This is a genomic window from Mycobacterium sp. NPDC051804 (genome assembly GCF_044452905.1).
In the GTDB taxonomy this organism is placed as follows: Bacteria; Actinomycetota; Actinomycetes; order Mycobacteriales; family Mycobacteriaceae; genus Mycobacterium.
This window is the reverse complement of record NZ_JBITCD010000003.1, coordinates 823,517-842,424: the sequence shown is the minus strand read 5'-3', so window position 1 is coordinate 842,424 and position 18,908 is coordinate 823,517. Positions and strand designations below refer to the sequence as shown.

At 65.2% G+C, this 18,908-nt stretch carries 19 protein-coding genes and 1 pseudogene; 6 read left to right on the top strand and 14 right to left on the bottom strand.

Going from position 1 to position 18,908, the window contains the following annotated elements:
• Positions 1-27 precede the first annotated feature (27 nt).
• From urtE to urtA, 5 genes are read right to left on the bottom strand one after another with little or no spacing between them, the layout of a single operon-like run.
• Positions 28-720, bottom strand: coding sequence for an urea ABC transporter ATP-binding subunit UrtE (gene urtE, locus ACIA48_RS15220; RefSeq protein ID WP_396732611.1), 693 nt, complete (start codon positions 718-720; stop codon positions 28-30).
• Positions 720-1,553, bottom strand: coding sequence for an urea ABC transporter ATP-binding protein UrtD (gene urtD / locus ACIA48_RS15215; protein ID WP_396732608.1), 834 nt, complete (start codon positions 1,551-1,553; stop codon positions 720-722). The genes urtE and urtD overlap by 1 nt, the downstream gene beginning before the upstream one ends.
• Positions 1,550-2,662 carry an urea ABC transporter permease subunit UrtC gene (gene urtC, locus ACIA48_RS15210; RefSeq protein ID WP_396732605.1) on the bottom strand — a complete coding sequence of 371 codons (1,113 nt, stop codon included), beginning with the start codon at positions 2,660-2,662 and terminating at the stop codon, positions 1,550-1,552. Before urtC ends, urtD begins: the two co-directional genes overlap by 4 nt.
• Entirely contained in the window at positions 2,659-3,543 is an 885-nt protein-coding gene (urtB, locus tag ACIA48_RS15205; protein ID WP_396732603.1) for an urea ABC transporter permease subunit UrtB, read from the bottom strand. The genes urtC and urtB overlap by 4 nt, the downstream gene beginning before the upstream one ends.
• Before the next feature lie 7 nt (positions 3,544-3,550).
• Complete coding sequence (gene urtA / locus ACIA48_RS15200; protein ID WP_396732600.1) at positions 3,551-4,816, bottom strand: urea ABC transporter substrate-binding protein; 1,266 nt, start codon at positions 4,814-4,816, stop codon at positions 3,551-3,553.
• A gap of 244 nt (positions 4,817-5,060) precedes the next feature.
• On the opposite strand from urtA, the gene ACIA48_RS15195 reads away from it, so the two are divergent.
• From ACIA48_RS15195 to ACIA48_RS15185, 3 genes are all read left to right on the top strand, one after another.
• The gene (locus tag ACIA48_RS15195; RefSeq protein ID WP_396732597.1) at positions 5,061-5,468 is read left to right on the top strand and encodes a hypothetical protein; all 408 of its coding nucleotides are present in this window, start codon (positions 5,061-5,063) and stop codon (positions 5,466-5,468) included.
• Between the two features lie 239 nt (positions 5,469-5,707).
• Positions 5,708-6,937: a glycosyltransferase gene (locus ACIA48_RS15190; protein ID WP_396732595.1), complete on the top strand. Its 1,230-nt coding sequence runs from the start codon at positions 5,708-5,710 to the stop codon at positions 6,935-6,937.
• A gap of 40 nt (positions 6,938-6,977) precedes the next feature.
• Positions 6,978-7,994 (top strand): Rv2578c family radical SAM protein, encoded by a 1,017-nt coding sequence (locus ACIA48_RS15185; RefSeq protein WP_396732592.1) that lies wholly within the window; start codon positions 6,978-6,980, stop codon positions 7,992-7,994.
• A 17-nt stretch (positions 7,995-8,011) separates the two neighbouring features.
• Here the strand turns inward: ACIA48_RS15185 and ACIA48_RS15180 are convergent, their stop codons facing one another.
• The 4 genes from ACIA48_RS15180 to ACIA48_RS15165 form a co-directional block, all read right to left on the bottom strand.
• Positions 8,012-9,268, bottom strand: coding sequence for an acyl-CoA dehydrogenase family protein (locus tag ACIA48_RS15180; RefSeq protein ID WP_396732590.1), 1,257 nt, complete (start codon positions 9,266-9,268; stop codon positions 8,012-8,014).
• The gene (locus ACIA48_RS15175) at positions 9,265-10,401 is read right to left on the bottom strand and encodes an acyl-CoA dehydrogenase family protein (protein WP_396732587.1); all 1,137 of its coding nucleotides are present in this window, start codon (positions 10,399-10,401) and stop codon (positions 9,265-9,267) included. Before ACIA48_RS15175 ends, ACIA48_RS15180 begins: the two co-directional genes overlap by 4 nt.
• Before the next feature lie 78 nt (positions 10,402-10,479).
• Entirely contained in the window at positions 10,480-11,700 is a 1,221-nt protein-coding gene (locus ACIA48_RS15170; RefSeq protein WP_396732585.1) for an amidohydrolase family protein, read from the bottom strand.
• A 147-nt stretch (positions 11,701-11,847) separates the two neighbouring features.
• Entirely contained in the window at positions 11,848-12,510 is a 663-nt protein-coding gene (locus ACIA48_RS15165) for a TetR/AcrR family transcriptional regulator (RefSeq protein WP_396732582.1), read from the bottom strand.
• 78 nt (positions 12,511-12,588) lie between these two features.
• Between ACIA48_RS15165 and ACIA48_RS15160 the strand changes: the two genes are divergently transcribed.
• Positions 12,589-13,473, top strand: a complete 885-nt coding sequence (locus ACIA48_RS15160) for an acyl-CoA thioesterase (RefSeq protein ID WP_396732579.1) — start codon at positions 12,589-12,591, stop codon at positions 13,471-13,473.
• Here the strand turns inward: ACIA48_RS15160 and ACIA48_RS15155 are convergent.
• The 4 genes and pseudogenes from ACIA48_RS15155 to ACIA48_RS15140 form a co-directional block, all read right to left on the bottom strand.
• Positions 13,470-14,301, bottom strand: a pseudogene (locus ACIA48_RS15155) (mycofactocin-coupled SDR family oxidoreductase). The gene ACIA48_RS15160 and the pseudogene ACIA48_RS15155 sit on opposite strands and share 4 nt — an antisense overlap.
• Positions 14,285-14,821, bottom strand: a complete 537-nt coding sequence (locus ACIA48_RS15150) for a DinB family protein (protein ID WP_396732576.1) — start codon at positions 14,819-14,821, stop codon at positions 14,285-14,287. Before ACIA48_RS15150 ends, ACIA48_RS15155 begins: the two are co-directional and overlap by 17 nt.
• A complete protein-coding gene (locus ACIA48_RS15145; RefSeq protein ID WP_396732573.1) occupies positions 14,818-15,495 on the bottom strand; it encodes an MBL fold metallo-hydrolase in 678 nt (225 codons plus the stop codon). The genes ACIA48_RS15150 and ACIA48_RS15145 overlap by 4 nt, the downstream gene beginning before the upstream one ends.
• A gap of 57 nt (positions 15,496-15,552) precedes the next feature.
• Complete coding sequence (locus ACIA48_RS15140; RefSeq protein ID WP_396732570.1) at positions 15,553-16,443, bottom strand: neutral zinc metallopeptidase; 891 nt, start codon at positions 16,441-16,443, stop codon at positions 15,553-15,555.
• 75 nt (positions 16,444-16,518) lie between these two features.
• Here ACIA48_RS15140 and ACIA48_RS15135 point away from each other — a divergent pair, with 75 nt between their 5' ends.
• Positions 16,519-18,033 (top strand): carboxylesterase/lipase family protein, encoded by a 1,515-nt coding sequence (locus ACIA48_RS15135; RefSeq protein ID WP_396732567.1) that lies wholly within the window; start codon positions 16,519-16,521, stop codon positions 18,031-18,033.
• Between the two features lie 123 nt (positions 18,034-18,156).
• The gene (locus ACIA48_RS15130; protein ID WP_396732565.1) at positions 18,157-18,399 is read left to right on the top strand and encodes a hypothetical protein; all 243 of its coding nucleotides are present in this window, start codon (positions 18,157-18,159) and stop codon (positions 18,397-18,399) included.
• 3 nt (positions 18,400-18,402) lie between these two features.
• On the opposite strand, the gene ACIA48_RS15125 is transcribed toward ACIA48_RS15130, so the two are convergent.
• Complete coding sequence (locus tag ACIA48_RS15125; RefSeq protein WP_396732562.1) at positions 18,403-18,897, bottom strand: SRPBCC family protein; 495 nt, start codon at positions 18,895-18,897, stop codon at positions 18,403-18,405.
• Between the last annotated feature and the right edge of the window lie 11 nt (positions 18,898-18,908).

Genomic DNA, 18,908 nt, shown 5'->3' with positions numbered 1-18,908 from the left:
GAGCGTGCGCGAACCAGCAAATGGCCGCTAGATGGCCATGGCGGCGCGCACGTCAGCCTCCGATGCCGAGCCACCGGTACCGCTGGACGTGACCCGGCCCGCCTCGAGGATGTAATAGCGCTGCGCGGATTCCAGCGCGAAACCGATGTGCTGTTCGACCAGCAGCACCCCGAGGTCGCCGCGCTCTGTCAGGGCGGTGATCGCCGCTTCGATCTCGGCGACAACTGACGGCTGAATACCTTCGGTGGGCTCGTCGAGGATCAGGCACTTGGGGGTGGTGATCAGCGCGCGTGCAATCGCCAGCTGCTGGCGCTGACCGCCCGACAGCAGGCCGGCCCGCCGGGTGAGCAGTTCCTTCAACGCGGGGAACAGATCCAGCTGCTCGTCGATGAGCTGCTTACCGTACTTGCGGCCGTCGGCGACGACCTGAAGGTTCTCGGCAGTCGTCAGCTGGCCGAAGGACTGCTGCCCCTGTGGCACGTATGCCAGCCCGCGCTTCACGCGGGCGCTGGGCCGCAGTTTGGTGAGCTCTTCACCGTCGAACAGCACCTTGCCCGAATTGCATTTGAGCAGGCCGACCGCTGCGCGCAACAGGGTCGTCTTGCCCGCGCCGTTGTGCCCCATTACGGCGGCGACCCCGTCGGTCGGCACCTCGATGCTGACGCCGTGGATGACCTCGGAGCGTCCGTAACCAGCGTGGACGTCGACCAGTTGCAGCATCAGGAGTTCTCCTCGACGAGTTCGATGCCGTCGGCGCCTGCCGCGGCGGTGCCCAAATAGACCTCCTGCACCTTCGGGTTGGCCTGCACCTCGGCGACCGAACCTTCCGCGATCACCTGGCCGCGCGCGAGCACGGTGACGGATGTGGCGAATGCCCGCATGAAGTCCATGTCGTGTTCGACGACGACGACCGTGCGTTCGGCACCGATTCGGCGCAACAGGTTTCCGGTCTCCTCGCGTTCTTCTGTGCTCATGCCTGCCACCGGTTCGTCGAGCAGCAGCACATCGGCGTTCTGGACGAGCAGCATGCCGATCTCCAGCCACTGCTTCTGCCCATGGGCGAGCACTCCGGCCGGCTTATCGGCCAGGTGGGTCAGCCCGATGGTGTGCATCGCCTGTTCGATCGCCGGGAGCACGCCCTTGCGGCGGCGCAACAATGTCCACGCCGATCGGCCCGCACCCGCCGCGATGTCGAGGTTCTGCAGCACGGTCAGTTGCTCGAAAACGCTTGCCGTCTGAAAGGTTCGGCCCACCCCGCGGCGCGCGATCTGGTGCACCTTCTTACCGAGTAGTTCCACGCCCGACTTGTTCACCGAACCCGACGCGGACACCAGCCCGGTGATCGCGTCGATCACCGTTGTCTTACCCGCACCGTTGGGTCCGATGAGGAATCGGAGGTCACCCTGGAACAGGGTGAGGTCAACGTCACTGACCGCCTTGAATCCGTCGAAATCGACGGTCAATCCGCGTACTTCGAGGTATTGGGTGCCCATGCCGACGTTGCCGCCGACGATGGGTTCCTTGCCTGCCGTGCTCGCTTCGACCTCGGTCATGAGCTGGCGCCCACCTTCTCTGTGTCGGGGTCGGAATCGGTGGTTTTCTCCTCGGGTGGTTCGGTCTTGGTCTTGCGGCGACGCTTCAGGAAGACGCCCAACCCGGCCAGGCCGGCGGGGAAGAAGCCGACGACCACGATGAAGAGCAGACCCTGGGCGTACGTCCACTCCGACGGAAAGCGTTCGGAGAACAGGGTTTGCGCCCACGCCACCCCGATCGCTCCCAGCACCGGCCCCAACAACGTTGTGCGCCCGCCGATCGCGACGCCGATCAGGAACGCGATCGACGGCAGGATGCCGACCTGTGACGGTGCGATGAATCCGACGATCGGGGCGAACAGAGCGCCGGCGATGCTGGCGAACAGTGCGGCGACGGTGTAGGCGACGACCTTGATGTTGGCGGGGTCGTAGCCGAGGAAGCGCACCCTCTCCTCGCCGTCGCGCACAGCCACGAGCAGTTCCCCGTAGCGGCTCTGCATGAGCTGCCGCACCACCGCGACCACGAGCAGCAGGACGCCCGCGGCGATGAAGTACAGCATCCGCCGGTTGGCCGGATCGTTCAGGGTGAAGCCGAAGAACGTACGAAACCTGTTGAGCCCGTTGCTGCCACCGATGCTGGTCTGACCCACGAGCAGGATCGCCAGCGCGGCGGCCAGCGCCTGCGACAGGATCGCGAAGTACGCACCCTTGACCCGACGCTTGAAGACGCCGAAGCCGAGCGCCGCGGCGATGGCCGTCGGTAGCAACACGATCGCCAGCAGTGTGAAGGCGGGGGAGGCGAACGGTTGCCAATAGCCGGGCAATTCGCGCACCCCGGCGATTTGCATGAAGTCGGGCACGTCGTCGCCGCGAATCTGCGCGTCGGCGATCTTGAGGTGCATACCCATCATGTAGCCGCCGAGGCCGAAGAAGACGCCCTGACCGAGCACCAGCATTCCGCCCCGGCCCCACGCCAGCCCGATACCGACCGCGACGATCGCGAAGCACAGGAACTTGCCCAGAAGCGACAAGCGGAAGTCGGACAGCACCACCGGGGCCACACCGAACAACACGACCGCGGCGATACCGAAACCCGCCCAGGTCTGCCAACGGCCGAGAACGGCTTTCACACCAGACTCCTTGTGCGAACGGTGAACAGGCCCTGCGGTCGGGCCTGCAGGAAGATCACGATGATCACGAAGACGATCACCTTGGCCAGCGATGCGGTGGTGTTGTACTCGATGAACGAGTTCAAGAAGCCCAGCGAGAACGCCGCGATCACGGTGCCCTTGATCTGGCCGAGCCCACCGACCACCACGACGAGGAACGCGTCGATCAGATAGCTCTGCCCGATCGTCGGACTGGTCGACCCGATCATCGTCAATGCGACGCCGGCGACGGCCGCGAGACCCGAACCGATGAAGAACGTGGTGATGTCGGTCTTGCGGGATGAGATCCCGCTGGTTTCGGCGAGGTCGCGGTTCTGCACGACCGCCCGGATTCGGCGGCCCATCGGGCTGACCTTGAGGGCGGTGGCGAGCGCCGCTACACACGCTATTGCGAGCACCAGAATGAAGATTCGCGTCTTGGGAACGACCGCGCCGAAGATCTCCACACCGCCGGACAGCCACGCCGGGGCGATGACGTTGACCGCGGGAGCGCCGAAGATGTCGCGGGCGATCTGCTGAAGGATCAGGCCGACACCGAACGTCACCAGCAGCGTGTCCAACGGTCGGTGGTACATCCGCTGGATCAGCGTGACTTCCAGCAGCGCACCCATGGCGCCGCCGACGACGAAGCCGACGACCAGCGAGATCAGCAGGGACGCACCGGCGCTGGAGATGATCTGCTGCACCACGTAGGCGACGTAGCAGCCTGCCATGATGAACTCGCCGTGCGCCATGTTGATAACGCCCATCTGACCGAAAGTCAGCGACAGACCGAGTGCGGCCAGCAACAGGATTGAGCCGAGACTCAATCCCGTTGCCAGCTGCCCGATTAGAACATCCATGCCCAACTCAGCCCGAGAGACCAGCGGCCCAAGGGTAGGACTTGAGGTACGGGTCCGGCTCGATCGGGCCGGGCGATTCCCACACCGTGTAGATCAGTCCGTCGGCACGGATCTCACCGATGCGCGCGGTCTTGGTGATGTGGTTGTTCTCGCCGTCGATGGTGACCAGACCCTCCGGCGCGTCAAACGTGACGCCACCCGCATTTTCCTGCACGGCGCTGACGTCGAACGACTGTGCCTTCTCGACGGTGTTCTTCCACAGATAGACCGAGACGTAGGCCGCCTCCATCGGATCCGACGTCGGCTTGTTGGCGCCGTACTTCTCCTTGTAGGCCTTGACGAACGCGTTGTTCACCGGAGTGTCGATCGTCTGGTAGTAGTTCCACGCCGTCAGCTGCCCGGTGATGTTCTGCACACCGATGCCGCCGACTTCCTCCTCGGCGATCGACACCGACACGACCGGCATGTCCTGCGGTGTCAGGCCGACGTTTTTGTACTCGCGGAAGAACGCCACGTTCGAGTCGCCGTTCAGCGTGTTGAACACGGCGTCGGCGTCGGCCGTGCGGACCTTGTTGACGATGGTCGAGAAGTCCGTCGAGCCCAGCGGCGTGTAGTCCTCGCCCTTGATCTCGATACCGTTGGCTTCGGCGTAGGCCTTGATGATCCGGTTCGCGGTCTGCGGGAAGACGTAGTCACTGCCGACGAGATAGAGCGACTTGACGCCTTTCTCCTTCAGATAGTCCAGCGCGGGCACGATCTGCTGGTTGGTGGTGGCGCCGGTGTAGAAGATGTTCTTCGACGACTCGAGGCCCTCGTATTGCACGGGGTAGTACAGCAGCGAGTTCGCGCTCTCGAAGACCGGCAGCATCGCCTTACGGCTCGACGACGTCCAGCCGCCGAACACCGCGGCCACGCAGTCGCTGCTGATCAGCTTCTCGGCCTTCTCGGCGAACACGGTCGGCTCCGAGGCGCCGTCCTCACCCACGATCTGGATCTGCTTGCCCATCACGCCGCCGGCTGCGTTGATCTCGTCGACCGCCAGTGCGATGGCGTCGCGCACCGTCACTTCGGAGATCGCCATCGTTCCCGACAACGAGTTCAGCGAGCCCACCTTGACGCTAGGACCCGAGGTGTCCACACACGATTCGGCGTTTGCCGAGTCGGACTCGGTCGCCTTGCTTCCACAGCCCGCCAACAGCAGGCCCGCCGCGGCGACGATGCTTCCCGTCGCGAGCGCAGACCTTCTCAACGAAGAGCGTTGTGGTAGTCGCATTGACAGCCTTTCCCTATATCAGCAGCGCACATCAGGGGATGCGCGTCGGCTGGAGAGCAGAATTCGTGGCACCGCGGGGGTGTCGAATCGGGACGTTAGAGCGGCTGTGTTTCTGCCAAATGTCTGTGTGTGACGAACAAATTAACCTGTAGGAGAACCGATGTTGGTTTGCCGTTTGCGGGCACTGCCGGAGCTGACCTGACGTGCGTGTAACGGTCCGGTACGGTGCGGCGATGTGACGAATATGCGAAAAGCGACATCGATGGTCGGGGCGACGCTCGTGCTGGCGGCAGGTTCACTGGCGGTCAGCCAGGTAACGGCGGACGCGCAACCGCCCGGGCCGAACGTCAAATACGTTGTCACCGCAGACGCCCCGCTGAGCTTTGACATCAACTACGTGACCAGTTCGCCCGCGGATCTGCAGGCCTTCAACGCCGACGCGAATGCCTACTCGACCAGGGGCAAATTCGTCGTCCCGTGGGAGGCGACCGCGACGCTGAGCGACCCGCAATGGGCGTACATCAGCGTGGCTCGGGCCGGGCACGCCATGGAGGCGCCGCCGAACGCGCATTGCGAGATCTGGGTCGACGGACAACTGGCCGTCCAGAACACCGGCCCCACGACGGCCTTCTGCCAGCTCAGCCGGTGGTAGTTCACGCTTCGGTCGCCTGACCGCGAGCCGCTCGCAGTCGTCGGCTGCGGGGAGGTCGTCTACCGCAATTCCGTCACGGGCGACACCGTAAGGGAGACAAGGAAAAAGGGGATCGGTCGGGGAGAACGCACCCCTTCCACTTTCAACATATAGCGCACCGGGGGGCTTGCCGCAAGACCCCGGTGATGTCGCACAATCGTCCTCCTGTCCGGATTACCAGCGGAATTGGGGTGGCGGGAATGCGCGTGTTGTTGTCGACGTGGGGGTCACGTGGTGACGTCGAACCGATGTTGGGACTGGCGGTCGCGTTGCGCGCTCAGGGCGTCGAGGTGCGGATGTGTGCACCTCCGGACTTCGCGGAGCACGCGACCCGCGTCGGTGTCCCGATGATCGCGGCCGGAAAGTCGGTGCGCGACTTGGTGCACGGTGTGAAGGCATCCGGTGTCAAACCGTCGACGCCTGCCGATGCGCCCCGCGTCGCCGCCGAGTTGGTGGCCAGTCAGTTCGAGACGGTGGCGCCGGCCGCCGAAGATTGCGACGCGTTGGTCGCGACGGGGCTGATGCCGGCCGGGCTACGCTCGATCGCCGAGTGGCTGGGCATCTATTACGCGTGTGTGGCGTTCATGCCGGGTGTGCTGCCATCACCGCACCAGACACCGCTGTCGCGGCCGGGCCGGCCGTTCCCGCCCGGTGCTGGCAACAAGGAGTTGTGGGCCGTCGATGCCGAACGCGTGCAGGCGCTTTACGGCGCCCCGCTCAATACACATCGGGCGGCGCTGGGGTTACCTCCGGTGGACAACGTTCGCGATCATGTCCACACAAGCCGACCGTTCCTGGCGGCCGACCCGGTCCTCGCCCCATGGCCGGGCTCACCCGACGTCGACGTCGTGCAGACCGGCGCGTGGATCCTGCCCGACACTCGCCCACTGCCGGGGGAGCTGATGGCGTTCCTGGATGCGGGTGCGCCACCGGTCTACGTGGGCTTCAGCAGTGTGCGAGCGCCCGACGACGTCGCCGCCGTCGCCATGGAGGCGATCCGCGCACACGGCCGGCGCATCGTCATTTCGCGTGGGTGGGCGGATCTGGCGGCGATCGACGACGGGGACGACTGCTTCATCGTCGGCGAAGCGAACCTGCAGGCGCTGTTCACCCGGGTGGCCGCCGTGGTGCACCACGGCGGCGCGGGCACGACGACCACGGCGGCCCGGGCCGGCGCGCCGCAGGTGGTGGTGCCGCAGATCGCGGACCAGCCGTACTGGGCGGGTCGAGTGGCCGCTCTCGGCATCGGTGTGGCACACGACGGCGCGAATCCGACGAATGAATCCCTGACGGCCGCCCTCGGCATGGCGTTGACCCCTGAGGTGGGCGCGCGAGCGGCCGAATCGGCGGGCGTGATCCGTGCGGACGGGGCGCTGGTGGCGGCGAAACTGGTGATCGAGGCGGTCGAGCAGGCCACGCCACGTCCGTAATTACCTTGACATCGCATCGAACATAAGTTCGAATAAGGGAGTGCGGTGGGACGGTCAAGGCGTCAGCGTCGACGACGGCGCCTTGCCCGGTCTGCAGCGGATCGGGTTCATCCGCAGTGTGCGCACGCCGCAGTTCGAAGGCATCACGTTCCACGAGGTGTTGTGCAAGTCGGCGTTGAACAAGGTGCCCAACGCGGCGATGCTGCCGTTCCGGTACACGGTCAACGGCTATCGCGGTTGCTCGCACGCCTGCCGATACTGTTTCGCCCGGCCCACGCACGAGTACCTGGAATTCGACCCCGGGGCTGATTTCGACACGCAGGTGGTCGTGAAGACGAATGTCGCCGACGTGCTGCGGCGAGAGCTGGCCCGGCGGTCGTGGCAACGGGAGACGGTGGCGCTGGGTACCAACACCGATCCGTATCAGCGGGCGGAGGGTCGTTACGCGCTGATGCCGGGAATCATTGGCGCGCTGACAGATTCCGGTACGCCGTTTTCGATCCTGACCAAGGGCACGCTGTTGCGCCGCGACCTGCCGTTGATCACCGAGGCAGCTCGGCAGGTCGACGTCAGCGTGGCGATATCACTGGCGGTCGGGGATCCCGAACTGCACAAGGATGTCGAGCCGGGTACGCCGTCCCCGCAGGCTCGCCTCGGGTTGATCTCCGCGGTGCGCGACGCGGGTCTGGACTGTCACGTCATGGTGGCCCCGGTTTTACCCCACCTGACGGATTCGGTGGCACATCTGGATGCGTTGTTGGGTCAGATCGCCGCGGCGGGGGCGACGGGGGTGACGGCGTTCGGCCTGCATCTGCGTGGTTCGACGCGCGGGTGGTTCATGGCGTGGTTGGCGCGGTCGCATCCTGAGCTTGTGTCGGCCTATGGCGAGTTGTACAGGCGCGGAGCCTATTTGCCGTCGGACTACAAGAAGATGCTGCATGACAGGGTGACGCCGTTGATCGCCAAGCACGGCCTGGCGCCCGACCGCCGTTCGTTCCGTGCCGCGGCGACCCCCGCAGTCGACTGCGCCGAAGCCCTGCAGCCCACGCTGTTTTGACAGTCTCGACGCAGGACCTAGCCCCGGTTGCGCTTCACCTGATTGAACGGCACACCCCGGTCAGCGGCATGCTCACGCGGAAAGCCCAGCACGCGTTCACCGATGATGTTCTTTGCGATTTCAGTGGTGCCACCGCCGAGCGCCGCAGCCTGCCGTGACAGGTACCGGTCGCCGTAGCGGATCATGTCGTCGCCGGCATCCACGACACCCGTGCTCCCCGTCAGCGACAGCACGGTGTCAAATTCCAGGTGATGAACCTCGGCGTGGGTGACCCGGATGATCGATCCCGCGGCCGGCGGTAGTGAGCCGTCGAGAACGCCGTGATACACGTGGTCGATGAGCTGCTCGCGCACCGCACGGTGCACCAGCGCGCGTCCCGCGGCCTCCTGTGCCCGCTCGCTGTCGGCCTGTCCAGTGGCGCCCAGCAGCGCGACGTAGTCGATCGGCACATCGGACTTGCCTTCGGCGCCAATGCCACTCGCGAACTCCGATCCGCCGCCGACCGCACGACGCTCGTGATAGAGCTGTCGGGACGCCACGTGCCAGCCGCCGTTGACCTCGCCGACGACAGCGTCGTCACCGAGTTCGAGGTTGTCGAAGAACTCCTCGCAGAACTCGACTGAGCCGTTCACCTGCTTGATGCGCCGCAGAGTGATGCCAGGACTGTTGATGGGGACCAGGAACATCGTCAGGCCTTCGTGCTTGGGCACATCCCAGTCGGTGCGCGCGAGCATCAGCCCGTAGTCTGCGGCGAACGCGCTCGTGCTCCACGTCTTAGCGCCGTTGATCACCCACTTGTCGCCCTTGCGATCGGCGCGGGTGATGACGCCTGCGAGATCGGAACCGCCGCTGGGCTCCGACAGCAACTGCACGAGCACCTCGTCACCACGCAGCGCTGCCGAGATATGTTGCTGCTTCTGCTCTTCGGACCCGGTGTCCAGGATGGTCGCCGCGCAGATCGTAAAGGTTGGGGTGTTCAGGATGACCGGTAGCTCGTAGCAGCGAGACTCGTTGTTGAACGCCTTCTGGTAGGCGATCGGCAGTCCGAGGCCGCCGTATTCGCGGGGGAAGCAGATGCCCGCGAATCCACCCTCGTAGAGCTTCTTCTGCAATTCCTTGGCGCGATCCCACGGTTCCTCTTCGCCGCGGTCGTGCTCAGGTGGATTGGCCGGATCGATCGACGGCATGTTCTCGGCCAGCCAGGTGCGGGCCCGTGTCGCGAATTCCTCGACCGACTCCGTCGTTTCGGTCGTCGCCGACGCGGTGTCGGTCATGATGCGGTCTCCAGATTCTTGGTGAGCGCGTACACACGCAAATTGTGATCTTCCGGTGTCCCGAACAGGGAGCGGTACAGCGTCGCCCGCCGTAGAAAGATGTGCAGATCGTGCTCCCAGGTGACCCCGATGCCGCCGTGCAGCTGGATGCAGTCCTGCAGCATCCCTGGAGCATGTTCGCCCACATAGGATTTCGCGACGCTGACCGCCATCTCGGCATTCGCCGACCGCGCGGACACCTCGGCGACTGCAGCGTTCGTCGTCGCCCGGCACGATTCGAACCAAATCTTGAGATCGGCGTACTTGTGTTTCAGCGCCTGGTACGAGCCGATGGGCCTGCCGAACGAATGTCGGTCGAACCCCCACTGGATGGTGAAGTCCAGCACCGTTTCCAGGATCCCGACGATCTCGGCGCATTGGAGTATTGCGGCGATCTGGCTTTGTCTCTCGATGAGCGCCGGGGTCTGCTCGGCAGAGCCGACGACGGCAGACGCGTCGACGTCGACACCGTCGAATTGCACTCGGGCGTAGGTCTTCACCATGTCGATCGACCGTTGCGCTTCGACGGTGACGCCTGCCGCGTCGGTCGGCACCAGGAACTGTCGCACCGCGCCGTCGCAATTGGCCACCACCAGCAGCATCGCGCTGTCGGCGGCCGCCTCGACGCGGTCTTTCACGCCGTCGATGCGGTATCCCTTGTCGGTGGGCGTCGCGGTCACTGACGCCTCGAGTGGGGACCATTGCTTACCTGGTTCGTAGACCGCCCACGACGCCACGATCTCACCGGCGATCAACGACTCGATTGTCTGCTCATGGTTTTCGGGGACCTCGGTCAGACCAGCCAGCACGATGCTCACCGGATGCAGCGGTCCTGGTGCGACGGTGTGGCCCGCCAGTTCCGCGACCAGAGCAAGGTCCGCGACTCCGTCACCGGATACGTTGCCGCCGCCAAGTTCCTCGGGCACCAGCAGGCTGGTCCAGCCGAGTTCGGCGGCGCGGCTCCACCAATCCATCTCGAACGACGTTCCAGCGGCGTGAAGTTCACGAAGCCGACCCAGCGACGCGCCCTTCTCGAGGAACGTTTGGGTGGTCGAGGCGAAGAGCAGCCGTTCAGGGTTTGCGGCGTCGGTCACGGCGCAACTCACTTTCGATGACGCGTGAAGTGCGTGCCGGAGTACCGACACGCACATTCACGATAGGGACCGTAGCGATCAGGCGAATTCCAGCGCGGGTACACCTGGCTTGTGGACCTTCTCGTTCGGGATCTTGAACAGGTCGATCATGTTGCCACCCATGACCTTTCGCTGTCCCTCCGCGTCGAGCCCCTGGAGGTCGTCGATCAGGTGCGTCGGCTGCGCCAGGCCCTCCGGGTGCGGCCAGTCCGAACCGAAGATCACCCGGTCGATACCCAACAGATCGGCCATCTGGGCGAAGTCGTCCTCCCAGAACGGCGCGACGTAGACGCAGCGATGGAACGCTTCGATCGGATCCTCCAGGAAGCCGTGCGGCATCTTCGAATAGACGTTCTTGAACTGCTTGAACAGGTAGGGCACCCAGTCCGCGCCGTTCTCGATGGAAAGGACACGAAGGTCGGGGTTACGGGTCAGCGCACCGTGGCACACCAACGCCGCCATGGTGTCCTCGATCGGGCGCTTGCCCATCGCGACCATCCGGAACGAGGTGGGCGCGAACGGCTTGAACTCGTCGCCGGGTTCCCAGTCGTTGAGGTACTCGGAGTAACCGCTGTCCGAAGCGTGCATCGACACGGGGATGCCCGCTTTGACACAGGCGTCCCAGAACGGATCGAACTCCTCGACGCCCAGCGAGCGGGTGCCGCGGTAGCCCGGCACCGGCGCGGGCCGAACCAGAACCGTCTTCGCGCCGCGCTCGAGGCACCAGTCGAGTTCCTCGAGGGCGCGATCCACGTTGCCCAGGTTGATCACGGGGGTGGAGAAGATGCGGTCCTCGTAGTTGAACTGCCAGGTCTCGTACATCCACTGGTTCAGCGCATGGACGATGTCGAGAATCAGGTCGGGGTCATCCTTGAGTCGTTCCTCGACGAGGCTGGCCAGCGTCGGGAACATCAACGAGTAGTCCAGACCGAGGCTGTCCATCACCTCGAGGCGGGCCTCGGGATTACGGAACGCCGGAATGGACTTCATCGGCTTACCCATGACCTCGCGGAAGCTTTTGCCGCCGCTGCCGTGCCGGAAGTACTCCTCCTGGGCACCCGGTCGCGCGACCACCTCGAAGGTCGGGTTCGGGATGTAGTCGCTGACGACGTTGCGGACCATGATCTTGGTCCGTCCGCGCACGTCGATGTAGTCGATGACGCCCTTGCGGTGCTCTGGCAGGAACTGCGTCAGCGCCTCTTTGGGCTCGTAGAAGTGGTTGTCGGCATCGAACACCGGATAGGGGAGTTCGCGGGTCATAGTTGCGCCTCCTGGGGACTCGCATGGGTCTTGACGGGCTATGGTGGTAACGACGTTACCACTTCTGGACCAGCGAAAACACCACCCCTGGTTGAGGTCTTTTTCACACTGGATTCGCACCGGGTTCCGCACCGGTGCCGGTGCAGGTCAGGCGCGGTCGTGGCGACCCGTGAGGCTGCTGACGCAGAAGTCGTAGATGTGGTCGGCGTCGACCGGGACGCCCGTGAGTTCGGCGCCGAGCACCCGCAGTCGCATCGCCCCGAGGGCCGACTGCATGATCAGCGCGGCCGTTGCGTCGATGTCGATGTTGGAGCGGAATGCGCCCTCATCGATGCCGCTGCGGATGATGTCCTTGATCAGGTCGTGCACCGGAGACAGCACGCGGGCGTACTCGCTGGGCAGCGCCTCGGCTAAGCGATCGTTGTAAAACGTCAGGCCGCGGTTGACCTTGTCCTGCGTGGTCGTTTCCGCGGGTGTGCAGATGCGGTCGATGAGGATGCGCAGCGCATCGGCGGCGGGCAGGCCCGTGGTGTCCTCGCGCCACTTGCGCGTCGACTCCGACATGATCTTGTCGACCAGCGCCAGCAGCAATTCGTCCTTGGTGGAGAAATGCTGGTAGAAGGATCGCAGCGAGGTCTTGGAGCGTTCAACGACTTCGAGCACGGTGAAGTCCGTACGGCCGGTCTCGCCGAGAATTGCCAACGCCGACTTCATGAATCGCTTCGGGCGCGACTCTGGATCCAGGTCGACGACGCCGTCTGACGTGGGGCGGGCGCCTCCGCCGGGCGGCCGACCGCTGCGCTTCGCCATGGCCACCTCCCGGTTGTGTGCGCGAATGTCGGTAACGACGTTACCGCTTTTGCCCGGGCTCGGTTAGTGTTCCCTCCCATGACCACAGACTCAGCGCAGACGTCCTGGACCGTTGAGAGCCTGCTCGATCTGTTCGACGTGCAGCCCGACGGAGAGAACAGATTCATTGCCGAAACAGGCCCGGCAGGTCAGGACGACCGCCAGGTGGTCGAGGGCACACAGGTCCTTGCGCAGGCGATTGTCGCTGTGGCCAAACGCTTTCCGGAGAAGTCGGTGCGCTCTGTCTCCGCGGTCTTCGCCCGGGCTGTCATGGTCGGTGCGGGTCCAGTCGAGCTGGAACTCGACGTGGTCAACGAGGGCCGGTCGACGGCGACCGCGATTGTCGCGGCCAAGCAGAACGGCAAGCGCTGCATCGTGGCGACGGTGCTCACCGATGTCCCCACCGGCGACGTCATCCGCCATCACCTGCCGCGGCCCGACGTCACGGGTCCCACCGAGGCGAACGAGTCGGAGATGCCGATGACCGGGCGTCAGCTGCGCCTGGTCGACGTCGTCGACGTGAACAGCCCCGACGAGGTCGGACCGCCCGAACTGTACGCGTGGCTCCACTATGACCCGATTCCCTCACGCGACGACCTGGCCAAGGCGCTGATCGCGTATTTCACTGGACACCTTGGTATTTCGACGACGATGCGGGCCCACGAAGGAATCGGAACGGCGCAGGCGCACCTGACCGTGTCGACGGCGCCGATGACGGTGACGGTCAGCTTTCATGAACCGTTCACGTGGGACGGCTGGCTGCTGTATACCCACGAGAGCACGCAGGTGGGTGCGGGCATGTCATACGTACGCGGCGCCGTCCACACCGAAAGCGGTGAGCTCATCGCCTCGTTCGGTCAGGACGCGCTGATCCGCCCGCTGCGCACTACCGATTCGAGCATCAAAGAGCAGTCGCGGCTCTAGACCTTCAGATAGCCCTTGTCCGCGGGGATCTGGGCTGCGGTCACGAGCGACGACGCGTCGCTGGCCAGCCACAGCACGATGTCGGACACCAGATCCGGGGCGGCCAGCGAGTCGGTCGGCAGCGCACCGGGGGAGAAGCTATGGATGAAGTTGGTGGTCGGCGAACATCTGCCACATCGAGGCGTCATTACCCATCGGGGTGTCGGTGCCGTAGGGATGAACCGAGTTCACGCGAATCCCGAACTCGCCCAACTCGACCGCAAGTGAATTGGTCAGCGCGACCACGCCGAACTTGCTCGCGCAGTAGTGGCCGCAACCCGGAACCGCCTTGATGCCGGCCGCCGAGCTGATGTTGATGATCGAGCCGCCGTTACCGGCCTCGATCATCGCCGGCACCACCGCCTTGATCGTGTTCCATACCCCCGTCAGATTGGTGTCGACGACTTCTTGGAACTGTTTCGCCGAAATCTCCCACAGCCGACCCCAATTCAGCACGCCGGCGTTGGCGACGACGATGTCGAGCCGGCCGAACTGCTCGATCGTGTCGGCCACCACCCGCTGCTGGCCCTCCAGGTCGCGTACGTCGATCTCCTCAGCGCGGATCTTGCGTCCCTCGCCCTCGACCAGGCTCACCGTCTCGGCGAGGTCCTCGGGCAGCGCTGGGGGATAGCCATTGTGCTCGGCGACCGGCCCGCAGGCGTCGATCGCGACGATGTCAGCACCCGCCCGGGCCAACCGAATGCAGTGAGAACGTCCTTGTCCGCGCGCCGCTCCCGTGACGAAGGCGACCTTGCCCGCCAGCGGTGTGTCTTCAGCCATGCCCGACATCGTGCGCGTGATGGACGATGTCGTGCAAGTGGTAAATCGCAATTGATGCGACGGTGAACTCGCTGCCGTTGCTGCGCAGTCCCCGTCGCGACCACGCATCGTCCGGGACGCGTATGTAGGTGTCGGCGACGATGACCGCGGCGTCGAACAGCTCGGTGGCAACCGTGGCCGGCTCCTGTGCGGCATAGTCGTCGGTCAGCGCGGTCTCGTCCTGATCCCAGTTGGGGAACCGCGGTTCGTCCTCGTCGAGCATCAGCCGGACGCGATGGTCGAAGATGCGGTGCACGTCGCGAATATGGCAGCCATACTCCAGCGTCGACCACACGGTCGGCTCCGGCCGGTTCCTGACCCCGGGCTGAGCCAGCCGCGGCACCCATTCGGCGGCGTCGGCGCGGATGCGGTCGGCGACCTCGGTGTGGTGCACGGTGTCAGGGGCGAACCCGCACTCGGGGCAGGATCGCGACAACACCCAGGTCCAGTCCTTGCTGTCGGGCTCGATGGGGTCGCGCTCGGACGTCACCCAGTCAGTGTGTCAGCAGTGTCGCGGATCCGGGCCCCAGCGGCCGTGATGATCGGCTCGCCATGGCCGAAGCACGCCGTCTCGACATCCAGTGCCGCGAGTCGCTTGAAAGACGCCACGGTCTGTGCCCGATCCTGGTTGAACGTGCCCAGCATGACCGTCCCGACATGAGCGATGGTGTCGCCGGTGAACAGCACGCCGCGGCGGGGCAGGTGAATCGCAATGCTGCCGTCGGTATGCCCGGGGATGGAGAGGATCTCCGCGCCGCCACCGAAGTCCAGCACGTCGCCGTCGTGCAGATCCTGCAGTCCGGGAACCGGTGGCGCCGCATCCGGCAAGCCGGCCGAAACACGTTGGTGGATCGGGATTTCCCAATCTTCGAAAACGGGTGGCGGCATGGCTACGCCCTCCCGGATCTCCCTGGAGTCACCTGCCCCGGCGAAAACAGTTGCGCCCGTGGCGTCTTGCAGCTCGGCGGCAGAACCGCAGTGGTCCACGTGGCCGTGGGTCAGCACGATCCGGTCGATCCGCGGCGCTGCCGCCAAGATCTCGGCGCCCGAGCCGGGTGCGCCGGTGTCGATGACGGTCACCGAATCGGCGTCGCGCCACAGGTAGACCTGCCATCCGCGCACGACGAGCATGGTGAGGTCGGGCGTGACGGTGACGGGGTCCATGTCTCGACGCTAGATCGAACGCCGCGGCGATCGCAGCCGATCAGCTACCGGCGAAATCTAACCCAAGTTCGTGGCGGAGAAGGTGTCGCAGCTGTTGACGTCGCCGGTGCGATAGCCCTCGGTGAACCACTTCTGCCGTTGTTCGGAGGAACCGTGGGTCCATGCCTCGGGGTTGACGCGCCCGGTGGCGGCTTGCTGGATGCGATCGTCGCCCACCGATGCCGCGGCCGACAGGGCGTCGGCAATGTCCTTGTCGCTCAACGGCTCCAGGAATGGAACCCCGGTGCTGTCCTGCTTGGTGATGGTCGCATAGTGGGCCCAGATGCCTGCATAGCAGTCGGCCTGCAACTCGGTGCGCACGCCGCCACCGGTGGCGCCCTCCGGATCACGCTGCGCATTGACAAGTGAGCCCTCGAGGTTCTGTACATGATGGCCGTACTCGTGGGCCACCACATACTCCTGGGCCAACGGACCACCGCTGGAACCGAACTGGTTCTTGAGCACATCGAAGAACCCGACATCGAAGTACGCGGTCTGATCGCCCGGGCAGTAGAACGGGCCGACATCACTGGTCGCGGGACCGCAGGCGGTCTGGATCTGATCCTGGAAGATCTCCATCCGCGGTCGTTGATAACCAGGCAGCAGTTGCTGCCACACCGCGTCCACCGAGTTGCCCGTCGCGATCACCCGGCACTGCACGATGTTGTTCGCGTCCTCGCCGGTCTTGCACTGGCTGGTGTCGAAGCCGGGCGTCTCGACGCCGCCGGTGTCGTACTGCTGCGTCGGCATGACCGAACTTGGGTCGACTCCCAGAAACAAGGCGACGACAAGGATGAGCAGGCCGCCGACGCCGCCGCCGACCGCGATGCCGCGTCCAGGGCCGCGGCCGCCGCCGCCGCTGGTCGACGTTGTGCTCGTGTCGATCTGCATGCCTTCGTTGAAGGTCATCGAGATACCTCGTTTGCGTTCGCCGGACGGGTCTGGCACCCAGGCGCATTCAGCTTTGCACACTACGATTCAGGGGTGGCAGTCGTTGTCGGACATTCCGGGGCTTCGACGGTCGTCCATACCCACCTCGGAGATATTCGCGGTACCACCGATGGCGGTGTCGGGGTTTGGCGTGGCGTGCCATACGCCGAGCAGCCCGTGGGGGAGCGACGATTCCTGGCCCCCGCGCCATTGCAGCCTTGGACTGGGGTGCTCGACGCACTCGAACACGGACCGCTGCCGCCGCAGAGCAAGTCGTTTGTCGGCGGTGGCCGTGACGACCCGAAGGTGCGCGACGAGGCCTGCCTGACGCTGACGGTGTGGTCGCCGGACACCAGCGCGTCGCTTCCGGTGATGGTGTGGATTCCCGGTGGCGCATTCGTTTACGGCGCCGGGCAGTTTCAGCTCTACAACGGCTCGCGGCTGGCCGCCAACGGCGACGTGGTGGTCGTCAACGTCACCTACCGGATCGGGGTGTTCGGCGGGTTCGAGCTCAGCGACCTCGGGGACGGATTCGACGACAACCTCGCGCTGCGTGACCAGATGGCGGCGCTGCGGTGGGTCCGCGACCACATCGCGGCGTTCGGCGGTGATCCGAGCCGGGTGACCGTGTTCGGCGAGTCGGCGGGAGCGACGTCAGTACTGGCGCTGTTGGCAAGCCCCGCGGCTAACGGGCTGTTCAGCCGCGCGATCGCGCAGAGCCCGGCGCTGCCGCTGATCGGGGAACGTGAGGCCCGGGCGAGGCAGGCGCACGAATTCGTCAAGCGGTTGGGTGTCGACGTGGCCGAGGTCAAGCAGCTGCCGCAGCGCCAGCTACGCCGGGCCGCGGGCTTGGTTCAGCTGAAGAGCGCGGCGACTACACCGAACCTCGCGTACGGGCTGACGTACGGGGTGGACCTGCTGCCGAGGCATCCGGTGGACGCGGCGCGCGAAGGTGCGATCGAGCAAATGCCGCTGATCATCGGGACCAACAGCCACGAGGCATCGATGTTCGCGTGGACGAAGCCGCCGATGCTGCCGACCACGACGGCGTCCATCGGCGCCTATCTCGACCGCATCGCACCGGACGCCAAGGATGCGGTGCTGGCCGCGTATCCGGACTATCCGAGGCGACGAGCACTGATCGCGTTCGGCTCCGATGTCATGTTCGGCGGGCCGGCGTGGGCGTTCGCCGATGCGTACAGCGCCGTCGCGCCGACGCACATGTACCGCTTCGATCATGTCGGCTGGAGCTTGCGAGTGTTGGGGCTGGGCGCCACCCACGGCAGCGAGATCGTGCACATCCAGCACAGCTACGCGTCATTTATCGGACGCAAGCTTCATCCCCTCGGGCGACGGCTGCAGCCGCCGGTCGGCAGGCGGATGCAGAAAGCGTGGCTGGACTTCGCGGCCAAGGGGTGGGACACCGGCGAGATTCAGTGGTCCAACGGCCATGACTGGCCGGTGTACGACACCGAGCATCGCTCCACCCGCATCATCATGACCGCGCGTGACACCGTGACTGAGGATCCCGACGCCGAGCGGCGAAAGGCCTGGGCCGGTCTGCATTAGGCCTCGAGTTCGGCGGTTACTCGTGAAGAGCTTTCCTGAGGGATAGGAAAGTCTTCCGTTCAGCTAGCGCACTGTGGCTCGTCGGCGATTACGCAGCCCGCCGCGCACCGCGAGCATTGAGCCATGAACAACACAAGAAATTTGATCGCCGCTTTCGCGGCGGTTGCGGGCCTGGGTGCCGCGATCATCAACGCAGGCGCGGTGGCGTCGGCGGATACCGGGACCACGACCGTGGGGACGACTGCCGAGGCGCCCACCCACGGCGCCTCCGATGGCGATGCCCAATCGAAGCGCCGCCGAGCGACGTTCTCCGGTGGCAGTGTCACCGAGGTGAAGCTCGATGACATGGACCCCAACAATAATTAGTAGCTACTTCGCGAACCGCTTGTCGGAGTAGTCGCGCAGGTTGTACAGGAACTTCTGGAACGTGCGTGCCATGAACGGCTTACCCAGCGTCATCCCGATGCGGCCGGAAAGGCCCTTGGGTTTCATCGCCATCACCCAGGTCAGGTGGCAGCCGTCGGCCGTCGGCACCACGCGGTAGTCCTCAGCAAACGCCGAGATGGAGCTGCTCGATGCTTCGTTGAACCGAAAAGCCATGTGGGTGAAGGGTTCCCAGGCCAAGAACTCCTCGTCACCGACGATGCCGCCGCGCATGTTCACCGTGCGCGTCGTGCCGATACCTCGCGGTTCAGGGCTCGTCCAGGTGACCTTGGTGATCGCGGTCGCCCAGTGCGGCCACGACTCCGCGTCGGCGAGCACTTCGAACAGGTGCTCGGGCGTGATGTTCAGGTCCACCTTGCTGACGAACCGAAACGGCGCGCTCTCGATGAAGTCCAGCTCAACCAGCTCACATGCGTGCATGGCCATACACA